Raw genomic sequence first — 22845 nt, forward strand, 5'->3', positions numbered from 1 at the left:
GACCCTTGGGTATCGTCGCCCGGTGCGTACGATGCCATGGCGGCTGCGGACCGGGCCCCATCTGCTGGTTCTCGACGCCGGCGCGGCCGGGGTCGTGACGGCCGCGTACCTGGCGCTGGCCGGGCAGGGCGGCTCGGACGGCCTGCCCCGGTTCGCCGGCCCGGCGTGGCTGGGCTGGCTGGCCGCCCTGTGCGTGGGGGCGCCGCTGGCCGTTCGGCGCCTGTGGCCGCTGCCCGCCTTCGCGGCGGTGCTGGGCGGCACGGCGGCGGCGACCCTCCTCGACATCACCCGCGACCCCTACCTCTCCCCCGCCCTGGCGCTCTACGCCGTGGCGCTCCTGGAGCCAACGCGGAGGGCCGCCTGGGCGCTGGCCCTGTCCCTCCTGGTCTCCGCGGGCGCGGTGCTCGCCGGGGAGGCGGCCCTGACGCCGTCGGGACCGTGGCCCGAGGCCGCGGGCACCGCCGGGTTCGTCTGGCTGGCGGGCGGCGCGGCCTGGGCGGCGGGCCGGATCGTGCGGGAGCGGCGGCTCCTGGCGGCCCGCCGGGAGCGGCGGCTCGCCGAGGAGGCGCTGGCCGGTGAACGCCTGCGGATCGCACGCGAATTGCACGACATCGTCTCGCACAGCCTCAGCGTGATCGTCGTCAAGGCCGCGGTCGCCAACCACGTGGCCGGCGAACGCCCCGGGGAGACGCGGGACGCCCTCCGGGCGATCGAGGCGACCGGCCGCGAGGCGCTGTCCGAGATGCGGCGCGCCCTGGGCATGCTGCGCGGGGGCACCGCGGGAGGGCACACCGGGAGCGCCGGCTCCGCCGAGACCGCGCCCCCGCCCGGGGTGGCGGACCTGCCCGCGCTGGTTCGGCGCGCAGCAGAGGCCGGCATCCGCGCCACGCTCCGCACCCGGCTGAGCGGCCCCCTCCCCGCGGGAACGGCCCTGGCCGTCCACCGGATCGTGCAGGAGGCCCTGACCAACGTGATCAAGCACGCCGGCGACGGAGCGCGCTGCGAGGTGGTCGTCGCCGCGGACGACCGTGGCGGAGTGCGGATCGAGGTGGTGGACGACGGGGCGGGGAACGCGGCCCTGCCGGGCCGGGCGGAACTCGGCGGCGGCCACGGCCTGGTGGGGATGCGGGAGCGGGTGATGATGTACGGGGGAACGCTCGGGGCCGGGCCCCGGCCCGGCGGCGGGTTCGCCGTCTCGGCCCGCCTCCCGGCGGCATCCGCGTCCGCCCCACCCGCCACCACCGAACCCGCCGCCACCGAACCCGCGTCCGCCGGGCCCGCGTCCGCCGGGCCCGCGCAGGATGTGGCCCCAGGCCCCGAGGAGAGCGCCGCGTGACCGAACCGATCCGGGTACTCGTCGCCGACGACCAGGCCCTGCTCCGGGCCAGCTTCCGGGTGCTCATCGACACCGCCCCCGGGCTGACCACCGTGGGCGAGGCGGGCACCGGGGCGGAGGCGGTCGAGCAGGCGCGGCGCCTGCGCCCCGACGTGGTGCTGATGGACGTCAGGATGCCCGGCATGGACGGAATCGAGGCGACCCGGCAGCTGGCCGGCTCCTCAGGAACGGCCGGCTCTCCCGGAGCGGCGGGGACGCGCATCCTCGTCCTGACCACCTTCGACCTCGACGAGTACGTGTACGGCGCCTTGCGGGCCGGAGCGGCGGGGTTCCTCCTCAAGGACGCCACCCCCGAGGTGCTGCTCGCGGGCATCCGCACGGTCGCCGCCGGGGAGTCCCTCCTGGCCCCCTCGGTGACCCGGCGCCTGATCGCCGAGTTCGCCCGGCTGCCCCGCCTGCACCCGGCGCCCGGCTCCTCGCCGGGGAACCTCACGGACCGCGAGCGCGAAGTGCTGGTGCTCGTGGCCCGCGGCCTGTCCAACGCCGACATCGCCGGATACCTCCACCTCAGCCACGGCACCGTCAAGACCCACATCGGGCGGCTGCTGAGCAAACTCCGGGCGCGCGACCGGGCGCAACTGGTCATCTGCGCCTACGAGACGGGGCTGGTGACGGCGGCCGGACCCCCCGAGGACCGCGCCGGCCCCCGGCCCTGAACCGGCGCCCGGCGCGGCGTGGGCACGCGGGCCGTTCAGGAAGGGACGGGAGCGGACAGGGCGGCGCGGGCCGCGTCGGCGAAGGCGTCCCTCGCGCGGTCGATCTCCTCGACGGGCACGTGTCCGGAGAGGGAGGCGACGAAGCCGCGGGCCGCGTGGGCGACCTCCCCGGGGCCCTCCAGTTCCACCGCGGCCAGGGCGCGCGCGAGCGACTGCCCGTCCTCCGCCGCCCTCCCCGGGCTTCTCCTGGCCACAAGCGCGACGTGGGCGGCCTGGAGGAACTGCACGTACGTCTGCCGGCGCAGGTCGAGCAGCCGAACGGCGCGCCCGTCCTCCAGGGTCCTGCGGACCGTGTCGAGCAGGGCGTCGGCCTGCCGGTCGCCCGCGTGCCTGGCCGCCTCGGCCTGCCGGTTGCCGACGATCCAGGTGAACCAGCCGGTGACGAGGCTGCCGGCGAGCGCCGAGCCGGCCGCGATGAGCGCGATTCCCCACTCGTCCATGCCGGGCATTATTCCGTGATCAGCGGAAAAGCGGTCCGAACACAGGGCCGGTATGATCGCCGCATGCCGCCCGTCCCGCTCCGAAAAGGCCCGTTGAGCTGCGAGGACATTGCCCCACGGAAGTCCCCTTATTAGGATGGATACTTCGGGCGACGGGCGACGGGCGACGGGCGACGGGCGACGGGCGACGGGCGACGGGCGACGGGCGACGGGCGACGGGCGACGGGCAACGGGCAACGGGCAACGGGCCGTGTTGTTTGCGGCGCGTTCTGCGGCGGCGCTGTACCGGCTGCTGGATGTGCTGCCGGTGTTCGCCGGGGACGACCGGATCGTGCGGGAGTTCACCCTGGTTCCCGGCTCCGCGTTCGGGATCGACGCCCTCGGCGCCCTGGAGCGCGCCGGGGCGCGCGGCGTTCCCTGGGGGCGGGCGCTCGCGGGTGACTACGACCTGGTGCTCGCGGCCAGCCCCAAGGGCGAGCTGAGCCGGCTGCGGGGCAGGCGGGTGCTCCTGCCGCACGGCGCGGGCTTCGGCAAGTCGGTGGACGGCGAGGGCACCCCGGGACTCGCCTCGGGACTCGACCCGGCCTACCTGCTGTCCCGGGGCGTCCCCCTCGCCGAGGTGCACGCGCTGGCCCACCCCAGTCAGGTCTCCAGGCTCGCCGCCCTCAGCCCGCGGGCGGCGGAGCGCGCCACCGTCGTCGGCGATCCGACCCTGGACCGGCTCCTGGCCTCGCGCGGGTTGCGCGAGCGCTACCGGGCCGCGCTCGGCACCGGTGGGCGCACGCTGCTGGTGGTCACCTCCACCTGGGGCCCGGAGTCCCTGCTGCACCACCGGCCCGGCCTCATCGGCGAGCTGGCGACCCAACTTCCCTTCGATGCCTACCAGTTGGCGCTGGTGGTGCATCCCAACGAGCGCAGCAGGCTCGGGGAACTCGGCCTGGCCGAGTGCCTCTCCCCCGCCCTGGAGGCGGGGCTCCTGCTGCCCGAGCCCTACGAGGAGTGGGCCGCGGTGCTCGTGGCGGCCGACGCCGTCCTCAGCGATCACGGCTCGACCGCCCTGTACGCCGCGGCGCTCGGCCACCCGGTGCTGAGTGCCTACGAGGGCGGCGGCGAACTGCTGCCCGGCAGCCCGATGTCCGCCCTCCTCGCCCGCGCCCCGCGCTTCCTCGGGCCACAGGCGCTGCCCGGGCAGCTGGCCGCCTTCGAGCCGGCGCGGGCGCGCGAGGCGGCCGATGCGGCGTTCGCCGAACGGGGCCGGGCGCTCGGCCTGCTGCGGGCACGCCTGTACGCGCTGCTCGGCCTCGATCCGCCCCGGGTTCCCGCCGAGGCGCGCCCGCTGCCGCTTCCGGCCGGGCCCGCGCGCCTGCCCTCCGCCTTCGCCGTCCGGGTGCGCCTGCGCGACGCCGCCGGGACCGAGGCCGAGGTGGAGCGGCGCCCGGCGCACGGCGAGGCCGCGGCCCACCACCTCGCCGCCGAGCACGGCCCGGCCGGGGAACGGCACGCCCAGTCCGCGGGCCTCCTGTATCGCCGGGCCTCCTCGCCGGGGCCGGGCGCGGGCGGCGCGCCGTACAGCGCCGCCTGGACGGCGGGCGGGTGGATCGGGGAGGTTCTGGAGCGCTACCCCGGCTGCGGGGCGGCCGCCGTCGTGCTGGGCGAGGAGCGGTGCCTGATCCGTGCCCGCTCGGGCCCGCTGCTCTCCGTGCGGGTCGGGGCGTGCCGCGAGGGCGGGCGGCTGGTGCGCACGGACCCGGCCGCCGCGCTGAGCGGGGTGCACGCCTGGCTGCCCCGGTGCGCCGCGCTGCCCGCCGAGTTGAGCTGCCTGATCGGCGGGCGTTCCTTCCCGGTGCGGGTGCGCCTGGCGACGGCGGCCGAGGCCGCCGCGGTCTGCTGAACCGGCCCCGCCCGATCCGCCCCGCCCCGGCCGAACCCGCCGCCCGCTGCCGAACCGGCTCAGGCGAGGCCGCCGTTGCGCTCCCGGATCGCGTCGGCGGCCCGCCGGTGCGCGGCCGCCGCCGCCGCGTCCCCGCTCTCCTCGGCGAGAGCGGCCAGCGCGGCAAGGACCCGCGCCTCCTCGTGCTCCGAGCCCCGCAGGCGTGCGCTCTCCAGCGCCGCCAGGTAGCGCGCGGCGGCCTCCTCCCGGCGGCCGAGGCCGCGCAGCGCGTGGCCCAGTGCGAAGCCGGTGCGGGCCGTCATCCGCGCCCGGCCCAGCGCGCCGGCCGCCTCGTGGGCCTGCCGCAGCAGGGCCGCGGCCCGGTCGTACTCCCCGCGCCGGGTCAGGGCCTCCCCCAGGCGGTAGGTCTGGAGCATCTCGCCGTAGGCGTTGCCGATCGCGCGGTGCATTTCGCGGGACCGCTCGAACTCGCGGGCCGCGGCGGACCAGTCGCCGCGGGCTCCCGCCAGCATGCCGCCGAACTCGACGACGGAGGCCGCCAGTCTGCGGTCCCGCGCCGCCTCGCCCAGGGCCGAGACCGCGCCCAGGGCCTGCCGCAGTTCCGCCTCCGCCTCGTCGAAGCGCTCCAGCTCCCACAGCGGCCTGGCCAGCTGGCAGCGCAGCCGCGCCAGGGCCCGCACGTCGCCCAGGCGCTGGGCGGCCCGCACGCCGAGGCCGAAGCTCTCGACGGCCGCCGCGTGCTGGGGGAAGGCCACGAAGTGCGTCCACAGCGGCTCGCACAGCGCCCACGCCTCGGCGTCCAGCTCCGCCTCGCAGGCCAGCCGCACGCACGCGTGCAGGGCGTGCCGCTCCCGCGCCAGCCAGCCGTACCCCTCGCGCGCCGCGTCCCGCTCCCCGGCCTCGGGGAGGGGCACGTCGGGGGCGTCCGGCACGGGGCCGGCCGGCGCGGCGAGCGTCAGCCGGGGGCCGGCGGCCGCGGCATCCGCCCGCTGCGCCTGCCGCAGGTACCAGCGCACCATGCGGCGCACCCCGGCGGCGCGCTCCGCGGGCGCGCCGTCGCGCCGCGCCCGGCGCCGGGCGTGCGCCCGAAGCAGCTCGGGCAGCCGCACCCGTTCCCCCGCGCCGCCGCCCAGCAGGCCGACGGCCTCCAGGTCCTCCAGCGCCTCTTCCGCGGCCTCGGGGCCGCGCCCCAGCAGGGCCACCACCGCCTCGGCCGGGCAGCCGTCCGCGGGGACGTCCGCCAGCAGGCGGTAGAGCAGGGCCGCGTCGGGGCCCAACTCCCCGTAGGCCGCGTCCCACACCTTCTCGACCACGGGCAGTCCCTCTTCGTCGAGGTCGGCGGTCCATCCCTCCAGCAGCCGCGACAGGGGGCGGCGGCGCTGGCGGCGCATCCGCGCGGCCGCCACGTGCAGGGCCGCCGGGAGCCCGGAACAGAGCCGGACCAGCTCCGCCACCGCCTCCGGCTCGGCGGCCAGCCGCGGGTCGTCCACCAGGCCGCGCAACAGCGCGGTGCCGTCCCGCTCCGCCAGCGGTCCCAGGGGGATGCGGACGGCCTCGCCCTCCGCCAGGTCGTGCAGGGGCGCCTGGCCGGCCACGATGACCACGCTGTCCCCCGAGGCCGGGAGCAGGGGCAGCAGCTCGGAGCCGAACCGCGCGTTGTCCACGATCAGCACCAGCCGCCGGTCGGCGGTGCGTGCCCAGTACTGCCGGCGGCGCGCCGCGAACGAGCGCTCTAGCCACTCCGGGGCCACGTCCAGATCCCGCAGCAACTCGCCCAGGACGTCGGCGACTTCCACCGCGCCGTCGCGTCTGGCCTCGTCGAGGTCCACGTACAGCACGGCGTCCGGGGCATAGCGTTCCCGCAGCAGCCGGGCGATCCGGAACGCCAGCTCGGTCTTGCCGACCCCGCCGAGCCCGCTCACCGCGAGCGTCACCGGCCGGGATGCTCCCCCGCCCCACTCCGCGACGGCCCGCAGGGCCCGTTCCTGTTCGTCCTCCCGGTCGACGAAGTGCGCCGTCTCGGGCCGGATGTGAAACACCAAAGGGTCCGCCCCCCGCTCCCGGATGCCAGGGCGCCGAGCCTACCGACCGTGACCTGGGGAGCTCAACGCCGCGCCCGGGCCGCCCTGAGGTGCGGAACGCCGCCGCGCGGGCGCGCCGCCGCCTGCGGCCCGGCGGCGAACGGCCGCGCCCCGCACGGGGGTTCGCAGGCTGCGCGGCGGGCGGGCGCCGCGGCGCCGGCCTGGCCCGCCGCGGGCCGGCGCTGGGGGCGCGGGCCCGCGGCGGGGGTGCGGCGCGCCGGGCGCCAGGACCGCGGCGCGCCCGGCACGGCGCCGGCGGGGGTCCGGCGCGGCGCGGTCCGGTGCGTGCGCGGTCAGAACTCCACGTCGGAGCAGGCGTAGAACGCGTTGCCCGTGTCGGCCACGTTCCACACGGCCAGGATCAGGTGCCGGCCGCTGCGGTCCGCGGGGAGGGTCCCGGTGTGGTGCTCGGTCGCGCCGGGCCGGGCGCCGTTCAGGTTCACCTGGAGGAACGGCTCGGGGTCCAGGTCGGCGCGGGTGAGCGGCCGGGTGGGGTCGTAGGAGTCGTTGGTGAGGTAGTAGTCGAAGGTGCTGGTGCTGTGCCCGACGGTGAACGTCCAGCTGAAGGTGTAGGTGCCGCCCGCGGTGAGGTGCGTGGCGGGCCACGAGCCCCCGCGCGGGTCGTCGAGTTGCGCGAAGCGGCTGTTGCCGCCCGAGCAGATCTGCCCGTCGGCGGGGCCCGCCTGGGGGAAGTTCTTGGGGCCCTCGACGCTCTGCGGCTCCCAGACGATCTCGCCGCAGCCGCTCACCACGCCCTGGGCGCAGTAGGACTGGCGGCTGGTCGGGGAGGTGGTGTAGCCGTGCGCCTGCGCGGTGCCGCTGGTGGCGAGGACCGAGGCCAGGGCCAGGCCGGCCCCGGCGAGGGCAACGCCGGTCTTTCCGAGCATGATGCGCTCCCTTGGGTGTGGGGGGTGGAGAGAGGCGGGGTGCGGGGGTGGGGGAAGCGAGCGCCGGTCCTTGGTCTGGACCAAATCGAACGTAGCGAACGCTTCCTCATCATGTCCATACCAATGACGCGACGGGACAGGCGACGGGAGGCGGCAGCGGCACGGCCGCGGGCAGGGCGCCCGCGGGCGGCGGGGCGGCGGCCCGCCATGCCGCACGGCCGGCCCGGGCGCCCACCCCCCGCCCCGGGCCCCCGGCGGCGCCGGCCACGGACCCCGCCGCCGGAGCGCCACGGCCCGCACCGGGGCCCGAGGGGCGCACACCGCCCAAGAATTCCCACATTTCCAATCAGGTTTCGATTCACATTCGATCGAAGTTCCATCAAAAACTGACGCCGAGGGATTGACTCCGGAGGCGGGAGGGCGTCACCCTGTTCAGCACGCCGCCCGCGGCCCGTACCGCAGCGTGACCGCGAGGCACGCCGGAGAGGGGCGCGACCACGGGCGCGCGGCGGCCTGGATTCCTGACGGCCGGTCACCCCACCGGTGGCCGCGCCCGGCGCGGAGGACCGGTGCCGCCGCAGCCGCGCACGCCGCCGGACCAGGCAGGACCGCCCCGCGCGCCCCGGTGGGCCACCGCCCGCGGGCACCCCGAAGGGGCGCCGCGCGGCCGAGCCGGGGACGCGAACCCACAAGGGCGGGCGGCCGGTTGCGGCGATCCCGCAGCAGACACCCACGGTGACCGAGGCTTCACGAGCAGAGGCTTGTGTGATCGATCACTTGGACTCTAGAGTCACGCAACGGCAATACCGCCCCTCCCCCGCGGTGCCGTGCGTGCAGTGCCCTTCGCTCAATGGAGAGGAACCACTGGTATGGATGTGACCACGCCACCTCCGCAGGTGGGAGCGGCGCCGCCCCGGCGTGGGCCCCGCCGCCCCGGCCGCGCCGGGCGGGCCATACGGCAGGCCGGGGCGGTCATCGGATGAGCGCGCTCGGGGAGTTCAGGACGCTGCGGCGGCCGGCGGGCCGGCTCAGCGCCGCGGAGAAGCGCGAGCAGACGCGGGACACGAAGGCCGCCGCGGTCTTCCTCACGCCGTGGCTGCTGGGGCTCTTCGGCATCACGATCGGGCCGATGATCGCCTCGCTGTACCTGGCGTTCACGGACTACAACCTGCTGCAGGACCCGAAGTTCACCGGCCTGGACAACATCCGCCGGATGTTCACCGACGACCGGCTGGCGCATTCGCTCCAGGTCACCTTCACCTACGTGATCGTCTCGGTCCCGCTCCAGCTGGCCCTCGCGCTGGCCCTCGCCCTGCTGCTGGACCGCGGCGTGCGCGGCCTCTCCCTGTACCGCTCGGTGCTCTACCTGCCCTCGCTGCTGGGGGCGAGCGTGGCGATCGCCGTGCTGTGGCGCCTGGTGTTCGGCGCCGAGGGCCTGGTCAACGCCTTCCTCTCGCTCTTCGGGGTCGAGGGGCGCGGCTGGGTGTCCGAACCCGACACCGCCCTGGGCACGTTGATCATCCTGCACGTGTGGACCTTCGGCGCCCCGATGGTCATCTTCCTCGCCGGCCTGCGGCAGATACCCCGCGAGCTGTACGAGGCCGCCTCCACCGAGGGCGCCTCCCGCATCCGTCAGCTGTTCTCGATCACTCTTCCGCTGCTGAGCCCGATCATCTTCTTCAATCTCGTCCTCGGGATCATCGGCAGCTTCCAGTCCTTCACGCAGGCGTACATCGTCTCCGGCGGAACCGGCGGGCCCAGCGACTCCACGCTGTTCTTCTCGCTCTACCTGTACCAGGAGGGCTTCACCAGCTTCCGCATGGGATACGCCTCCGCGCTCGCCTGGCTCCTGCTGATCATCATCGGAGCCTTCACGGCACTCAATTTCTGGGCCTCGAGATTCTGGGTCTTCTACAATGACTGACGCCCTCGCCACCCTTCCCCACCGCGACCCCGCGCGCCCGGCGCGGGACCAGGCGGCCCCGGCCCCCGGGCGCCGCAGGAATTCCGCCAGGCGGCGGTTCGCGAGCATCGTCAAGCACGCCTGCCTGATAGCCGTGTGCCTGCTCATGCTCTATCCGCTGCTGTGGATGGTGGCCAGCTCGATACGGCCCAACGACGACATCTTCACCAGCTCGGGCCTTTTCGTCGACACCTTCGACTTCGACCACTACCCCACCGGCTGGGACGCGCTCGCCTATCCCTTCAGCACCTACCTGCTGAACTCCTTCCTGGTCGTCCTCGGCTCGGTCGTCGGCAACCTCATCTCCTGCTCGATGGCCGCCTACGCGTTCGCCCGCCTCCAATTCCGCGCCCGGCGGCTCGCGTTCGCCGCCATGCTGATCACGATCATGCTCCCCATACACGTGCTGATCATTCCCCAGTACGTCGTCTACGCGCAGCTGGGCTGGATCAACACCTATCTCCCGCTGATCGTGCCGAAATTCCTGGCCACCGACGCGTTCTTCGTGTTCCTGATGGTCCAGTTCATCCGCGGCATCCCGCGCGAGCTGGACGAGGCCGCCAGGATCGACGGGGCGGGCCACGCGCGCATCTACGCCCAGATCATGCTCCCGCTCATGATCCCGGCCCTGGCCACCACCGCCATCTTCACCTTCATCTGGACCTGGAACGACTTCTTCACCCAGCTGATCTTCATCACCAAGCCCGACCTGTACACCGTGCCCGTGGCCCTGCGCTCCTTCATCGACGCCCAGAGCACCTCCGACTACGGCGGCATGTTCGCCATGAGCATCGTCTCCCTCGTCCCCGTATTCCTGGTGTTCCTGTTCGGCCAGCGATTCCTCCTCCGCGGCATCGCCACCACCGGCGGCAAGTAGCCGGCCCCCGGAAAGGCCAGAAAGGCAAGAACATGACCCATCGTGTGCGAAGCGGCGCCCGCGCGGGCCTCGCCGCCGCGGCCGCGGGTCTGCTCCTCGCCGGCTGCGGCGTGGGCGCGGACCCCGTGCAGAACCCGGAGCTCTCCGACGGGGAGGTGACCATCACCTTCAACTGGTGGGGGGCCGACGCCAGGACCCAGCAGACCCTCGACGCCATCGACCTCTTCGAGCAGGAGCACCCCAACATCCACGTCGAGCCGCAGTACTCCGACTGGAACGGGTACTGGGACCGCATGGCCACCACCACGGCCGCCGGCGACATGCCCGACGTCAGCCAGTTCGACCAGCTGTACCTGGCCTCCTACGCCGACCGCGGGGCCCTGCTCGACCTGTCCACCGTCGCCAACATCCTGGACACCTCCGCCCTCGGCGACAAGATGCTGGACGCCGGCCGCGTGGACGGCGACCTCTACGCCGTGCCCACCGGCGGCACCACCAACGGCGTCATCGTCAACACCACCCTCTTCGAGCAGTACGGCGTTCCGCTGCCCGACACCTCGCACTGGACCTGGGAGGACATGGAGCGCGCCGCCACCCGGCTGACCGAGGCCTCCGGCGGCGAGGTCCACGGCATCAGCCCCTTCGGCAGCGACTCCTTCAGCCTCACCGTCTGGGCCCGCCAGCACGGGGGGCGGCTGTTCGACGAGGAGGGGAAGCTCGCCATCGACCCGGATCTGCTGGCGGGTTACTGGCAGCGCGAGCTCGACTTCATCGACAGCGGGGCCGCCCCGTCCGCCGCGCAGCTCACCGAGAAGGTGGGCCTGCCCCTGGACCAGTCCGACCTGGTCACCGGCAAAACCGCCATGTCCTTCATCCCCGCGGGCCAGTTCAGCGCCTACCAGGCCGCCGCCCCCGACTACGACTTCGCCCTCGTCAACTGGCCCGCCGATTCCGACACCGAGCCCGGTTTCCAGTACCTCAAGCCCAGCATGTACTGGGCCGCCGCCTCCACTTCGAGGCACCCGGCCGAGGCCGCGCTCCTGATCGACTTCCTCACCAACGACACCCGCGTCGGCGAGCTGTTCGGCCTGGACCGCGGCGAACCGGGCAACCCCGCCTTCCGGCGGGCCATCGAGCCCACCCTCGACGACAGCGGCCGGGAGGCGCTGGCCTTCACCGAGGCCATGTCCGACGAGGTGGGCGAGACCCCGCCCATCACCCCGGCCGGGGCCAGCGCCATCGAGACCGTCCTCGCCCGCTACAACCAGGAGGTCCTCTTCGGCGAGTCCTCCCCGCGGGAGGCGGCCGAGGCGTTCCTCAACGAACTGGGGGACTCCATCAACGCCGCCGGCTGACCGCCGCCGTTGCCGTGCCCCGGCGCGGCAACGGCACCGGGCGGCAACGGGCACCGGGCCCGTCCCGCCACCGTCCTCGCCCTCGGAAACCACCACAACCCGACTGTGTGATCGTTCACTTGAGCGCGGGTACCTGCCCCGCTCGTTCTCTCAGGAGCCCTTGCAGTGTCCTCTTCAGTGCCCTCCTCGCCCTCTCGCCCGCCCCGGCTGCGCGTCGCCGCCGTCGGCACGGGCGGCATCGCCCGGGGAAACCACCTGGCCGCCCTGCACGCCCACGCCGGGCGGGCCGAACTGGTCGCCGCGGTCGACGTCGACCGCGGCAGGCTCGACGCCTTCCGCGAGGCGGCCGGCGCCCTCGGGATGCCGGACGTGGCGGGCTACGACGACCTCGGCGCGATGCTGGAACGTGCCCGCCCCGACCTGGTGCTGATCGGCACGCCCCCCTCGCTGCACCGGGCGCAGACGGTGGCCGCGCTTCAGGCCGGCGCCTGGGTGCTGTGCGAGAAGCCGCTGTGCCTGTCGCTGGCGGAGTACGACGCGATCGCCGAGGCGGAGAAGTCCTCGGGCGCCTACGCCTCGGTGGTCTTCCAGCACCGGTACGGCTCGGGCGCCGTCCACGCCCGCGAGCTCATCGCGGCGGGCGCGCTCGGCGCCCCGCTGGTGGCGCACTGCCAGACCACCTGGTACCGCGACACGGCCTACTACGAGGTGCCCTGGCGCGGCCGCTGGGACAGCGAGGGCGGCGGCCCGACCATGGGACACGGCATACACCAGTACGACCTGCTGCTGCATCTGCTCGGGGACTGGACCGAGGTCAGGGCGATGGCCGCGCGCCTGGTGCACGACGTGGAGAGCGAGGACGTGTCCACGGCGCTGGTGCGGTTCGCGAACGGGGCGGTGGCCACCGTGGTCAACAGCGTGCTGTCCCCGGACGAGGTCAGCCGCATCCGGATCGACTGCGCCGACGCGACCGTGGAGCTGACCCACCTCTACGGCCACCGCAACGAGGACTGGGTCTACACCCCGCGCCCCGGCCTTGCGGACGAGGCGCGCGTCGCCCGCTGGCGCACCCCCGCGGCCGACCTGCCCAGTTCCCACGCCGCCCAGCTCGGCGCCCTGCTGGACGCCTACGAGCGCGGGGAGCGTCCCCCCGGCAGCGGCCCCGACGCCCGCCGCACCGTCGAGTTCGCGGCGGCCCTCTACAAGGCGGCCTTCACCGGCCTGCCGGTGAAGGCGGGCGAGATCGCGACCGGCGATCCGTTCCACGAAGCCATGCACGGAAACCACCCCGACTGGGCCCCAAGGGAGCAGAAGTGACCCCCCGTCTCTCCGTCGTCCACACGCACGGCGAACGCATCCGGATCGCCGCCGCGGGCACCGAGATCCTGTCCTACGTCTACCGGCCGGACCCGGACCCCTTCGAGTCGCGGAAGCCCTACCTGCACCCGCTGCGCACGCTGGGCGGCAACCTCGTCTCGGGCTACCGGCCGAGCGACCACCGCTGGCACAAGGGCCTGCAGATGACGGCGAGTCACCTGTCGGGGCAGAACTTCTGGGGCGGGAACTCCTACCTGGGGCCCGGGCGGGGCTACCAGCGGGTCCCCGAACTGGTCGGCTCCATGCGCCACGACGCCTTCGCGGCGCTGCGGGCCACGGAGGAGTCCTGCGAACTGGCCGAGGACCTCACCTGGCTCAGCCACGAGGGGCAGGAGTGGGCCCGCGAGCGCCGCGGGATCACCGTCCACTCCGTGGACGAGGAGGCCGGGGCCTGGGCCCTGGACTGGGCGATCCGGCTGACCAACCTCCGTGCCGAGCCCCTGCACTTCGGCTCCCCGACCACCGCGGGCCGCGAGGCGGCCGGCTACACGGGGCTGCAGTGGCGCGGTCCGCGGGACTTCACCGGGGGCCGGGTGCTCACGCCCCAGGGCCCGGCCGCCGACCAGGCGGTCATGGGCCTCCCGGCGGCCGAGGTCCCGTGGATCGCGTTCACCGCCGAGCACGACGACGTCTCCGCGCACTCCACGCTGGTGTTCGCGCACGCGCCGGAGAACTCGGGTCCTGCGGCGATCCACCCCTCCCACTGGTTCGTGCGGTCGGAGCCGATCCCGACGGTAGCCTTCTCCTGGGCCTTCTTCGAGGAGTTCGCGCTGGCTCCCGGGGAGACCTTCTCCTTCCGCTATCGCGTCCTCGTCGCCGACGGCGCCTGGGAGAGCGACCGCGTCGCCGAGCACCTGGAGGGCCTGCCGTGGTGAGCCTGCCGCATCCGCTGCCGGGGGCCGTGGGCCTCTCGCACCTGTCCGCCTACGACTGGGAGGCGGCGGACGGGGTGTGCGGCGGCAGCCCGCACCTGCACCTGGTGTGCACGGAAGGCTACGTGGTGACGGCGGGCCGGGGCGCGGTGCAGACGCTCAGCCCCGACGGCTACCGCGACCTCCCGCTGGAGGCGGGGTCGGTCGCCTGGTTCACGCCCGGCACCGTGCACCGCATGGTGCAGGGCGGCGGGCTGCGGATCACGGTGCTGATGCAGAACAGCGGGCTGCCGGAGGCGGGGGACGCGGTGTTCACCTTCCCCACCGAGGTGCTGGAGGACCCCGAGCGGTACGCCGCCGCGGCCGCGCTCCCGGCCGGGACGGGCCCGGAGGTGGCGGCCGCGGCCCGCAGGCGCCGGGACCTGGCGGTGGCGGGCTTCCTGCCGCTGCGCGAGGCCCTGCAGGCCGGGGACAACGAGCCCTACCTGCGGTTTCAGCAGGCGGCTGCCCGCCTGGTCCGCGCCAGGGTGCCCACCTGGCGGGAGCTGTGGCGGGCCGGGGCCCTGGCCGCGGCGGAGCGCACCGGCGCGCAGCTCGACGCCCTGGAGGCGGGCGATCCGCGGTATCTGGCCGAGGCCACGGCGTTCGGCGCCCGCCCCACGCGGCTGGGCGGGTACGGGATGTGCGGGCGGCGCGACGAGTACGCGCTGCCCGGAGTCACGCTCCCCCAGTCCGGCGACTGAGCGCGCGGCGGGCGCGCGGGTGCCTCGCGCGCCCGCGCGCCCGCCGGAGTGCGGGGGGCCGGCGTCCCGCCGGGGCGGGGCGGGCGGCGCCGCGGCGCGGCTCAGGAGCCGCGGGTGCGCCCCGTGCGGGCGCGCCCCGCGCGGGTGGGGCCGGCGGGCGCCGGGCCCGTGGAGTCGCGCAGGATGATGCGGTTGAAGTTCGTCATCTCCTGGGGGCCGAAGTCGGGTTCGCCGCGCAGCAGGGCGAGCAGCCGGCGCACCGCCTCGCGCCCCTGGCGTTCCCGGTCCTCGCTGATGGTGGTGAGGGAGGGGCGGAAGAAGCGGCTGAGTTCCAGATCGTCCCAGCCGAAGACGCTGACGTCCTCCGGCACCCGCAGCCCGACGCTCTGCAGCCCGGTGATGACCCCGTAGGCGACCTGGTCGGAGGCGGCGAACACCGCGGTGGCGCCGGAGCGCGCGATGACCTCCCGGGCGGCGTGCCAGCCGGACTCGACGCTCCAGTCGCCCTCGATCAGCGCGCGGGATTCGAGCCCAAGATCGGCGACGGTCGCCTCGTACACCGCGCGCCGGTCCCTGGCGGAGGACCACTCGGCGGGGCCCGCGACGTGGGCGAAGCGGCGGTGCCCTCGCTCCGCGAGGTACCGCAGCAGCTCGGCGGCGCGCGAGCCCTCGGCGAAGAAGCCGAGGGTGCGCATGTTGTCGTCGTAGACGCCGTCCACGACGATCGGCACCGGGAAGTCGGACAGCGCAAGCCCGCCGAAGCTGCTGCCGAGCGAGGTGAACGACAGGATGCCGTCGGTGCTTTCCGGCTGCAGCAGCGCCTCGAGGCGGGACGTGCGGGTGGCGGCGTCCCCTTCGAGGCTGACCACGTCCAGGAGGTAGCCCGCCTCGTGCGCCGCGGCCGCGGCCCCGGACAGGACCCGGGTGGGCACGCGTTCCGCGCTGCCGGGGAGGATGACGGTGATCCGGTGGGTCCTGCGGGTGCGCATCGTCCGCGCCGCCCGGTTGGGCCGGTATCCCAGTTCGGCGACCGCCTGTTCCACCCGCCGGGTGGTCTCCGGGCGCATGGTGGGGTCCTTGTGCAGGAAGCGGGACACCGTCTGGTGCGACACGCCCGCGAGTTTGGCCACCTCGTAAATGGTCGGCGGCTTCTTCCTGGCGCGCGGTTCCCCGGGCGGCTTCTTTACCATGTCCGCCACCCTATCCGCCGCACGCCTCGCCGTAAGTGGCAGGGTGGCGCGAATTCTCCCGCCGGAACGGCCGGGTTGCGCGGCCGGGGAAGGCGGGCCCGGCCGGCCGGATTCGGGAATCTCCCGCGGGCCGGAAACACGCCCGCCCTTCCGGCCCGGCCCGCGGCGCGCCCCGCGCCCCTGCGCTGCCCGGCCTTCTCTCCTGCTTCCCCGCTTCCCAGAAAACCGGGCGCTCCCGGAAAACCGCCTGCGCCTTCTCCCTTCGAATGCCGGGGCGGCCCCGGAAAGGGGGAAAGCCGCCGGCGCAGGCGCCTCCCCGAATGGGCGCGGTGGGCGCGGGCGAAATCGCGGGACGGGCCGCGCGGGCGGAAAGGCGGCGGAAACAGGGCGGTAAGACGGCGGGAAGTCGACCCCTCGGGTGAGGGGGCGGGGCCGCCCGTCCCGGCCGTCCGCGGCGCCCGCGGGGGCCGCATACGATGAAACCCGGCAAAGCGCCACATCTCGGCTGTCACCAGACGCCGTCCTCGGCCACGACGGGAGCAGCGGCATGCAGTACGGACGGGCCTTCCGGCGGGCCCTCGCCCTGACCGTGGGCGGCCTGCTGGTGCTGGCCGGGCTGGCGCTGCTGGTGCTTCCCGGGCCGGGGCTGTTGCTGGTACTGGCCGGTCTCGTGGTCCTGGCGCAGGAGTTCCCCGGCGTGGCGCGTTTCGTGGCCCCGGTGCGGGAGCGCGCCATGAAGGCCGCGGAGGACAGCGTCTCCTCGCCCTGGCGGATCGCGGGTTCCGTGGCGACCGCCCTCGCCCTGGCCGGGGCGGGCGTGGTGTGGGGCCTGGTGCCGGCGCTGCCGTTCAGCGGCTGGAGCACCGGGGTCGCCCTGATGATCTCCTCCGCCCTGCTCTGCGTCCTGCTGGTGTGGAGCAGGCAGCAGGTGCGCGTGCAGCGGGCCCGTGGGGAGCGCCCGCCGTCCGGCCCTGAGCCGCGGGACGGACGGGGGCGCTGAGGCCGGGTCGCGGCCCGGGCCGTTGGGGCGTCAGTCCTTGTGCGCCGGCCTCAGGTGCGTGTAGAGGATGGCCTGGTCGGGGTGGCTCCAGGTGGCGGGGAAGGCGTACATGTCCTCCGCCGAGGGCCAGCCGCCGAACTTCTCGGCGTGGAACTCCGTCGTCGTGCCCGCCGTCAGCAGCGGGATGTAGGGCATGTCCTGCTCGATGCGCGCCTGGATGGCGTCGTAGTGCGCCCGGCGCGCCTCGGTGTCCGCGGGGTCCGTCCGGCGCAGGGCCTCGATGGCCGCGTCGACCTCGGGCACGGAGTAGCGGGAGTAGTTGGTCGAGGCGGACTCGCCCACCTCGGCGGTGTTCTCCGAGCCGAAGAAGTAGCTGTACAGGTAGTACGGGTCGGCGGCCGGGCCCGGGTAGAGGGCGTCGATCAGCAGCTCGAAGTCGCCGCGGGCGCGGGCGTCCAGCATCTCGTTGGCGGAGACCTGCGCCACCGTCAGCTCGATCCCGGCCGCGGCGAGCTGCTCGGTGAGGACGTCGAGGGCGGTGATGTAGTCGTTCCAGCCGACGACGACCTTGACGGTCAGGGAGAGCCGCTCGCCGTCGCGGGCGTAGAAGCCGTCGCCGTCGCGGGCGTAGCCGGCGCCGGTGAGGATCTCGTCCACCCGGTCCTGGTCGGCGCTCATCGGGGCGGTCGGGTCCTCCAGCTCGCCGGAGACGAGGGCCGCGTCGCGCTCCGGCAGGGCGAAGCCGGGGGACACCTCGCCGCCGGTGTCCTGGAAGGCGAGCGCGTTGAGCTGCTCGCGGTCCATCGCGTAGTAGACGGCGCGCCGGACGGCCGGGTCGGTCTGCGGGCCCTCGCAGCCGAGGTCCGGGTTGGCGCAGGTGTCGAGCACCGTCTGGTTCATGGGCACGGTGATGGCCTGGTAGCCCGGGTAGTCCTCCTCGACGTGGGCGATGTCGGGGACGGGCCCGCTGAAGACGTCGACCTGGCCGGCGGACAGGGCGTCCGCGGTCGCCTGGTTGCCCGAGAGCGCGTCGTACCTGACGTGCGTCAGGGCCGGTTCGCCGCCCCAGTAGCCGGGGTTGGCGGTCAGCGTGAAGGACTGGGGCTTGAACTCGGTCAGCGTGTAGGGGCCGGTGCCCACCGGCTCGTTGACGGGGTCGGTGCCGGGGTCCTCGATCGCGCTCCAGAGGTGCTCGGGCACGATCCAGATCTTGCCGAGGAGTTGCGGGCCGTCCATGTAGGCCGGCCCCTCGAAGGAGACGAGGACGTGGGTGGGGTCCACCACCTCGGTGGTGCCGGAGAAGCCGGTGGTGTTGGGCACGCCGCCCGAGGCGAGCAGGTCGAAGGTGAACTTGACGTCGTCCGCGGTGAACTCCTCGCCGTCCGACCAGGAGACGCCGTCGCGCAGCGTGATCGACAGCTCGGTGCCGTCCTCGTTCCAGGCGTAGTCGGTGCCGAGCAGCGGGGTGGGCTCCTGGCTCCGGCCGGCGAGGTTGAAGTAGAAGAGCGACTCGAAGATGGTGCCCGAGCCCTCGATGGCGTTCGGCGAGTACGGGTTGAAGTTGCGCACGTAGTCGCCGTTCTGCCCCGGGACGATCAGCGTGTCGGCCGCCGTGGAGCCGCCGTCGCCGCCCGGGGAGTCCCCGCAGCCGGCCACCAGCAGCGCGAGGGCGCTCGCGCCGACCACCGCGGCCCGCACCCGTCCGGCTCTCAGGCTCATCGCGTATCTCCCGTCGTCGGCCCCGGCGTTGGGGCGTGGGCGGAAAATTGTTAAGTCGCCAAATGAAGTAAGTCAAGGGGGTGGAACGCCCCTGGTTTCCGGGCGTCCCAGGGGGACACATCCCTCCCCCGGGGCCCGCCGCGCTACGAGTTCCGCCGCGCCCGGCCCGGGCCCGGCGGAGGGTCAGCGGGCGCCGTCGCGGTACTCGCCGGCGAGAGCCTCGCGGAGCCGGCCGTGGCGGAACTCGTAGCGCGGGCCGTCCGCCCGCAGGACGCGTTGCCGGTGGGCGTCCCGGAGGAAGCGCATCCCCCGTACGGGGAAACGGAGTTCGCGGCGCGCGTGGAGCTGGAGGAAGAGCAGCGTGGTACGCCAGTTGTCCGACATGCCGGCCGTCCCGGCGAGCCCGGCAAGCAGGATGTGCCCCGCGCTGCCGACCAGGCCCGTTTGCAGGCCGCTGTCCAGGCCGTTGGCGATCCCGTGGGGCAGGCCCACGCACAGCCCGGTGAGCAGGCCGAACACGGCGGCCTGCCGCAGGTCGAGGGACCAGGAGGTGGGCGGGTCCGTGCGCGGCTCCGGCCGGGCCGAGGGCCGGGCCGCCCCGACGATCAGCGCGGCGGCACAGGCGCTGAAGAGGCCGGCCTCAAGACCGGCGGCCAGGCCGTTGCCCAGCCAGTAGGCCACCCCGACGGGCAGCCCCGTGGTGCATCCGGAGGCCAGGGCCAGGCGGGCCGGCGGGAGGCTCCACCGCGACCGCCTCGCCGGCCGCTCGCGCGCCGAGTCGAAGACGGCCGTGAGCCCGGCCACCAGCCCGGCGGCCGCCCCGTAGAGGTGGTCCGTCATGTTGCCCGCGGTGATCGCGACGCCGAGGCCGACGACCGCGCCGACCCCGGGGTTGCCCGTGGAGACGAGGGTGCGGCCGGGCCCGCCGGGCCGGGCCGGGCGGCGGGGGCGCGGGCCGCGGCTCTCCGAGAGGGCGCCGACTGCGGTGCCGAAGGTCAGTCCGAGGGCCCCGGTGTACAGGGCCCCGAATCGGGCGCCGCTCCTGCCGAACGTCGCGTAGTCCCCGGCGGGCCCGTAGGTCACCGCGCCGACGAGCACCCCGGCGAGCATGCCGATCACCCCGATCGCCAGCACCCGCGGCCAGGCCGGCGCCCACCAGTGCATCCGCCGCCAGTCCAGGCCCTCCCTGCGGCCTTCGGACAGCCGGTGGGCGAGGTAGCCGAGCCAGCGCCTGACGTCGGCCTGGTGGTAGCCGGGGCCCCCGGACGAGCGGGCGGTGGGGCCGGAGGGGTCTGCGGGGTAGGCGATCTCCAGGAAACGCCGCAGCAGGAACGCCTCGACCGCGGCCCGGTCGGCGAACTCCCGGGTGAGCAACTCGGCGACCTCATCGGTGCCCCCGGCGTAGGTGTCCCGCACCAGCGTCAGCAGCAGCGGGGAGCCGAGCGCCTGGGCGAGGGGGCCCGCCGGCCGCCGCCGCAGGTCCGTCATCAGCCGCCGCCACGCCTCGGGGACGGGATCGGCCGCGTATTCGGTGAGGAACCGCACCGCGTCCTCGGTCTCCACCGGGGCGAGTTCGAGAACGGCCGCGCCGTGCAGTCTTTCCCTGGTGACCGCATCGGCGAACTCCTCGGTACGGGAGAACAGCAGCAGCCGGAAGGGGAGGCGCCGGTTCAGCCTTGCGATGGCCGCGCGCCGCAACGGGGCGTCCATCTCGTCGAAGCCGTCGAGGAAGAGTGCGATCCGGCCGCTGTTCACCAGTTCCCGCGCGGTGCGGGCGTTGAGCCAGCGGAAGTCGGCGCGGAGCCGGTCGGCGACCCAGTCGGCGATCTCCTCCTCCGCCGGATTCCACTCGCGGGCCGAAAGCAGCACCGGCACCGGCACCCGCGCCCCGGCTCCGGCGTCCAGCGCGCGGCGCCGCTTCAGCGCCTCCCAGGCGGTCAGCAGCGCCGCGTCCGACTTGCCGTCGCCCGCGCCGCCCAGCAGCACGACCCGGCCGGAACGCAGCCCGGCGTACACGGAGTACAGGCCGCCGGCCACCTCGCCCCGGCGCAGCGCGCCGGCCTCGGCGGCGGGGACCCCGGGGAGCGGGGGGAACGCGTCGTCCCTGAGCACCGAGTCCATCGAGTCCTTCACCGGCCGCGACGTCCAGGCCCAGGGCACCCGGATGGGACTGGGCAGCACCTTGCGGTTGCGGGCCTCCTCGTCCCACTGGTCCCACCTGTCCCGGGCGAGGTCCTCGGCCGCCCGGTCCACCGCGTCCCCGGCGGGCCTGCGCTCGGCCTGGGCGGCGTTCTGCCGGAAGGTCAGCCAGGACAGGTACGACATCGGCAGCGCGGCGACGGTGGCCACCGCCGTCTCGTGGAGGTCGTAGGCGCGGGCCAGCAGCAGGGAGCCGGAGAGCGCGACCAGCGTCAGCAGTCCGTAGACCAGTCCGGCGCGCTGGAGCCACGGGATGTCCGCCTGCCGCGTCTGCACACTTTGCCCCCGCCCTCGCGACCGTCGCCCGGCGATGAGGCTGCGTCAGGGGTCGTGGCCGTCCGCCCGGCCCGGTGCACACCCACCTACCTCGCTCATGGTGTCACGCACATGACTGGTTGTGAAGCCCATGCAACTCGCCCTGGGCTGCCCGGAGTTCGGGCCGCCGGGCGCCCGGCCCCGGCGCGGTGGGCGGGCCGCGGCGGCGGTGCCGCGGCGGCGTCCGCGCCCCCCTCGGGCCGTGTGCGGACGCCGCCGGGCGCCGGCCGGTCTCCCTCCGGCCGGCTTCGGGGGCGGTGGGGCCCGGCGGCCTCCCGCCGGGCTTCACCGCTCAGGCGAGGAGCGCGTCGCGCACGGAGGCGAACGCCTCGTACTCCTCCCTCTGGTCGACCGGCAGCTGGTAAAAGCCCGCGGCGATCTTCGGCACCGAGGGCAGGATGGTGAAGCGGAAGGTGCGGCCCTCCGTGGTCTGGAGCACGAAACGCCCCTGGAGATCCCGCTTCTTCGCCGAGGCGAGCGTGGCCTTGTCCACGCGGAGTCCACGCGGATCGGCGTGTCGGCGAGGTAGCGGTCGCTGTCCTCGCCGATGGGGAGGATGACCAGGTCGGTCTCGCCCGGCCTGAAGCCGATGACGAAGTTGGCGACCGTGGTGCGCGTGAAGACGAGGTAGTTGGCCGTCTTGATCTGCGCCGCGTACAGCTTGGTGTAGGAGGCGCCGTCGGGCACCGTCTGGTCGAACACGGCGTGGACGGCCCGCTTGATCTCTTCCTTGGTGGGCAAGGTCTCCCTCTTCTGTGGTCCCGGTCGAACCCGGCGGTTCTTCCGTGCGGTCGGTGAGGTGGACGGTGCGCGCGCCGCGGCGGGCGCGCGGGGCGCGGCCGCCGGGGGGCGCGGGGTGGTGCTTCGCCGTGGGGGGTGCGGGGTGGGTCGGCGTCTCCGGCGGGCGGCCGGGGTTGCCCGGCCGCCCGCGGGGGCGGGTTCAGGCCTCCGGCCTGGCGGCGCGCAGCCTGATCGGGCCGGTGCGCTCGGCGAACAGCGGCTGTGGCTCCGGGAGCCGGTAGAGCCGGTACAGGTGACGACGGGCGTCCTCAAGCGGGTAGGTGTCCTCGTAGACGGCGAGCTTGAACGTCACGCCTTCCAGGACGCTGCGGAACATGACGTGTTCGAGCGCCGGGTCCTCGGCGCCGCGCGCGGCGAACAGCGACTCGACCGCGGCCTCGGCGGCCGCGACGCGCTCCGCGGAGGCGGTCTCCACCTCCGCGAACACCGAGCGCGCCGAGGGCTGCACCATCAGGGCCAGCATCAGCCTGGTGACGGAGAGGTTCGCCCCGGCGCCGGTCAGCACGCCGTCGATCAGGCGGGCGAGGCCGCGTTCGGGGTCCTCCTCCTCGCCGGCGCTGATCATCAGGCCGCAGATCTGGTCGAGCCAGGCCGCGAAGACCGAGGCGAGCAGGTCGCGTTTGGTCGAGAAGTAGTAGCTGGCCAGGCCCTGCGAGACGCCCGCGGCCCTGGTGACGGCGGAGAGCGAGGTCGCCTCGAACCCGCGCTGGGCGAAGAGTTCGAGCGCCGCGGCGGTGATCCGGGCGCGCGACTGCTCGCGCATCAGCTTGTTCTGCACGGGATCGCGGGGAGACAACGCCCTCACTCCTGTTGACTGTTCAGACAGTCAATGAATACACCAGGCGGGCTCGCGCGCACAAGCGGCGGTGGGCGGGACGGCGCGTCAACTCGCCTTTGCGGCACGGGGGTTCGGATACGAGGGCCCGCCGGGCCCCACCACGTCGCACACTCCCGCTCATGCATGAAGAATGATGCACACTTCTTATTGATCGCGCGCCACGTTGGCGTTTTCTCGTGACTCTT

General features: G+C 74.6%; 18 protein-coding genes. 10 read left to right on the forward strand and 8 right to left on the reverse strand.

The genetic code is table 11. From position 1 onward, the window contains the following. The first annotated feature begins 31 nt into the window (after positions 1–31). Both D7294_RS33785 and D7294_RS22570 read left to right on the forward strand, forming a co-directional pair. Positions 32–1336 carry a sensor histidine kinase gene (locus D7294_RS33785; protein ID WP_277751110.1) on the forward strand — a complete coding sequence of 435 codons (1305 nt, stop codon included), beginning with the start codon at positions 32–34 and terminating at the stop codon, positions 1334–1336. Beyond that, positions 1333–2052 carry a response regulator gene (locus D7294_RS22570; RefSeq protein WP_120682658.1) on the forward strand — a complete coding sequence of 240 codons (720 nt, stop codon included), beginning with the start codon at positions 1333–1335 and terminating at the stop codon, positions 2050–2052. Before D7294_RS33785 ends, D7294_RS22570 begins: the two co-directional genes overlap by 4 nt. 35 nt (positions 2053–2087) lie before the next feature. On the opposite strand, the gene D7294_RS22575 is transcribed toward D7294_RS22570, so the two are convergent. After that, positions 2088–2552, reverse strand: a complete 465-nt coding sequence (locus tag D7294_RS22575) for a hypothetical protein (RefSeq protein WP_120682803.1) — start codon at positions 2550–2552, stop codon at positions 2088–2090. Positions 2553–2802: 250 nt separating this feature from the next. Here D7294_RS22575 and D7294_RS22580 point away from each other — a divergent pair, with 250 nt between their 5' ends. Continuing rightward, complete coding sequence (locus tag D7294_RS22580; protein ID WP_120682660.1) at positions 2803–4443, forward strand: translation initiation factor 2; 1641 nt, start codon at positions 2803–2805, stop codon at positions 4441–4443. Positions 4444–4502: 59 nt separating this feature from the next. On the opposite strand, the gene D7294_RS22585 is transcribed toward D7294_RS22580, so the two are convergent. Both D7294_RS22585 and D7294_RS22590 read right to left on the reverse strand, forming a co-directional pair. Next, the gene (locus D7294_RS22585; protein ID WP_241562569.1) at positions 4503–6482 is read right to left on the reverse strand and encodes a hypothetical protein; all 1980 of its coding nucleotides are present in this window, start codon (positions 6480–6482) and stop codon (positions 4503–4505) included. 335 nt (positions 6483–6817) lie between these two features. After that, entirely contained in the window at positions 6818–7411 is a 594-nt protein-coding gene (locus D7294_RS22590; RefSeq protein WP_120682665.1) for a lytic polysaccharide monooxygenase auxiliary activity family 9 protein, read from the reverse strand. A 979-nt stretch (positions 7412–8390) separates the two neighbouring features. Here D7294_RS22590 and D7294_RS22595 point away from each other — a divergent pair. The 6 genes from D7294_RS22595 (at position 8391) to D7294_RS22620 (ending at position 14598) form a co-directional block, all read left to right on the forward strand. Next, a complete protein-coding gene (locus D7294_RS22595; RefSeq protein WP_120682667.1) occupies positions 8391–9335 on the forward strand; it encodes a carbohydrate ABC transporter permease in 945 nt (314 codons plus the stop codon). Next, entirely contained in the window at positions 9328–10251 is a 924-nt protein-coding gene (locus D7294_RS22600; protein ID WP_120682669.1) for a carbohydrate ABC transporter permease, read from the forward strand. The genes D7294_RS22595 and D7294_RS22600 overlap by 8 nt, the downstream gene beginning before the upstream one ends. Positions 10252–10283: 32 nt before the next feature. Next, complete coding sequence (locus D7294_RS22605; protein ID WP_120682671.1) at positions 10284–11606, forward strand: ABC transporter substrate-binding protein; 1323 nt, start codon at positions 10284–10286, stop codon at positions 11604–11606. 165 nt (positions 11607–11771) lie between these two features. Next, positions 11772–12923 carry a Gfo/Idh/MocA family protein gene (locus tag D7294_RS22610; protein ID WP_241562556.1) on the forward strand — a complete coding sequence of 384 codons (1152 nt, stop codon included), beginning with the start codon at positions 11772–11774 and terminating at the stop codon, positions 12921–12923. Further along, a complete protein-coding gene (locus D7294_RS22615) occupies positions 12920–13858 on the forward strand; it encodes a DUF6807 domain-containing protein (protein ID WP_120682675.1) in 939 nt (312 codons plus the stop codon). Before D7294_RS22610 ends, D7294_RS22615 begins: the two co-directional genes overlap by 4 nt. Then, on the forward strand, positions 13852–14598 hold the full coding sequence (locus tag D7294_RS22620; protein ID WP_120682677.1) for a cupin domain-containing protein: 747 nt from the start codon (positions 13852–13854) through the stop codon (positions 14596–14598). The genes D7294_RS22615 and D7294_RS22620 overlap by 7 nt, the downstream gene beginning before the upstream one ends. Before the next feature lie 101 nt (positions 14599–14699). On the opposite strand, the gene D7294_RS22625 is transcribed toward D7294_RS22620, so the two are convergent. Beyond that, positions 14700–15788 carry a LacI family DNA-binding transcriptional regulator gene (locus tag D7294_RS22625; RefSeq protein WP_120682805.1) on the reverse strand — a complete coding sequence of 363 codons (1089 nt, stop codon included), beginning with the start codon at positions 15786–15788 and terminating at the stop codon, positions 14700–14702. 547 nt (positions 15789–16335) lie between these two features. Here D7294_RS22625 and D7294_RS22630 point away from each other — a divergent pair. Continuing rightward, on the forward strand, positions 16336–16788 hold the full coding sequence (locus tag D7294_RS22630; RefSeq protein ID WP_120682679.1) for a PGPGW domain-containing protein: 453 nt from the start codon (positions 16336–16338) through the stop codon (positions 16786–16788). 30 nt (positions 16789–16818) lie between these two features. On the opposite strand, the gene D7294_RS22635 is transcribed toward D7294_RS22630, so the two are convergent. From D7294_RS22635 to D7294_RS22650, 4 genes are all read right to left on the reverse strand, one after another. Then, on the reverse strand, positions 16819–18507 hold the full coding sequence (locus tag D7294_RS22635; protein ID WP_120682681.1) for an ABC transporter substrate-binding protein: 1689 nt from the start codon (positions 18505–18507) through the stop codon (positions 16819–16821). A gap of 183 nt (positions 18508–18690) precedes the next feature. Next, on the reverse strand, positions 18691–20982 hold the full coding sequence (locus tag D7294_RS22640) for an NACHT domain-containing protein (protein WP_120682683.1): 2292 nt from the start codon (positions 20980–20982) through the stop codon (positions 18691–18693). Between the two features lie 331 nt (positions 20983–21313). Continuing rightward, entirely contained in the window at positions 21314–21514 is a 201-nt protein-coding gene (locus D7294_RS32655; protein ID WP_206619545.1) for a hypothetical protein, read from the reverse strand. Between the two features lie 447 nt (positions 21515–21961). Continuing rightward, on the reverse strand, positions 21962–22618 hold the full coding sequence (locus tag D7294_RS22650; protein ID WP_206619546.1) for a TetR/AcrR family transcriptional regulator: 657 nt from the start codon (positions 22616–22618) through the stop codon (positions 21962–21964). Positions 22619–22845: the final 227 nt, after the last annotated feature.

The sequence above is a fragment of the Streptomyces hoynatensis genome, from assembly GCF_003626535.1.
Taxonomy (GTDB): domain Bacteria; phylum Actinomycetota; class Actinomycetes; order Streptomycetales; family Streptomycetaceae; genus Streptomyces; species Streptomyces hoynatensis.